Source organism: Streptomyces coerulescens, assembly GCF_042657965.1.
In the GTDB taxonomy this organism is placed as follows: domain Bacteria; phylum Actinomycetota; class Actinomycetes; order Streptomycetales; family Streptomycetaceae; genus Streptomyces; species Streptomyces coerulescens.
Map to the genome: position 1 here is coordinate 1 of NZ_JBHSKM010000029.1, position 1,836 is coordinate 1,836.

Here is a 1,836-nt window from a genome sequence, read left to right on the forward strand (position 1 = left end):
TCCAACGGCACCAACGCCTTCGTGGACGGCCGCAAATGGCACGAGTTCTTCGGCACCCCAGGCGAAACCAGCCTCTGACGCAGCCCGTCTCCACACTTCGTCCCCAGGGGGAATTCCTTGTCTCTGCACTCATTCATCCGCGGTCGAGCCAGAGCGCGTACGACCGTGTTCGGCGCCGTACTCGTCTCCGCCCTGACACTGACCGGCCAGACGACCACCGCTGCCGCTGACCCGAAGCCAACTGCGTTCCTCATGAACGACGCCTTCGCGGCAGCGAGCGCCGAGTTCGACGTGCCGCGCGATCTCCTGGTCGCCGTCGGATACGGCGAGACGCATCTCGACGGCCATGCGGGCAAGCCCAGTTCGGCCGGTGGCTACGGCGTGATGCACCTCGTCAGCAATCCGCAGCACCGGACCCTGGAGAAGGCTGCCGAGCGCACCGGTCTTCCCGCGGCCGAGCTGAAGCGCGGCACGGAGGCCAACATCCGCGGCGGCGCCGCAGTGCTCCGTGGCTACGCCGACGACCTCGGGCTGAACGCCGCCGAACGGGACCGGATCGACGAGTGGTATCCCGTCGTCGCCGAGTACGGCGGCTCGGACCGGGTGCGCACGGCACGACTGTACGCCGACACCGTCTACGGCCTCCTCGCACAAGGGCTGGCCCAGAAGGTGCCGGGCGGCGAGCACGTCACCGTGAAACCGCGCGAGGTCGATCCGGAGCGCGGGGCGTACGAGAAGGTGCGCCCGCTCGGGGCCTCCACCGGTGACGGCGAGAAGGCCGAGGTCGGTGTGCTGAGCGCCGACTACGGGCCCGCCCACTGGGTTCCCGCGCACACGAACAACTACCAGGCCAGCCGTTCGGCGGCGATCGACAAGGTCGTCATCCACGTCACGCAGGGTTCGTACGCGGGCTCCATCAGCTGGTTCCAGAACCCTTCCGCCGGTGTGAGCGCGCACTATGTGATCCGCTCCTCCGACGGTGACGTCACCCAGATGGTGCGCGACACCGACACCGCTTACCACGCCCGCAGCGCGAACGCGTCGGCGCTCGGCATCGAGCACGAGGGATACGTCGACAACCCGTCGTGGTTCACCGACGCCATGTACCGCTCCTCCGCCGCGCTGACCCGCCACCTGTGCGACCGGTACGGCATCCCGAAGGACCGCGCGCACATCGTCGGCCACAACGAACTACCCGGCAACGACCACACGGACCCGGGACCGCACTGGAACTGGGCCTACTACATGCAGCTCGTCACCGGTGGCGGCGGCGATCTGCTGGGCGGTTCGCCGACCGACTTCACCGGCGACGGGAAGGACGACATCGTCACCTTCACGCACAACCCGGAGGCGGACGTGTACGTGGCGCCGTCCACGGGCAGCGAGTTCGGCGGCGCGAAGGTGTGGCACGACTTCTTCTCGCCGGGCGGTGAGACGCCGTTGAGCGGTGACTTCAACGGCGACGGCAAGGACGACGTCGTCACCTTCACCCGGAATCCGGAGGCGGACGTCTATGTCGCCCTGTCGAACGGTGACGGATTCGGCCCCGCCGGAATCTGGCACGATCACTTCGCGCCGGGTGGCGAGGTCCCGGCGGTCGGTGATGTGAACGGTGACGGCAAGGACGACATCGTCACGTTCACGCATGACGCGGACGCCAAGGTGTACGTCGCCCTGTCCAACGGCAGCGACGGCTTTGGCGAAGCACGCGTCTGGAACGACTTCTTCGCCCCGGCAGGCGAGTTCCCAGCCCTGGGCGACGTCAACGGCGACGGCAAGGACGACCTGATCACCTTCACCCAGGGCAGCACCGCCGACGTCTACGTCGCCTTCTCC

The 1,836-nt window shown here is 68.0% G+C and carries 1 protein-coding gene; it reads left to right on the top strand.

Translation table 11 applies throughout. The features are described from left to right. Positions 1-117: 117 nt before the first annotated feature. Positions 118-1,836: N-acetylmuramoyl-L-alanine amidase (locus ACFPQ9_RS34445; RefSeq protein ID WP_417804672.1), on the top strand; the 1,719-nt coding region annotated here is incomplete at its 3' end.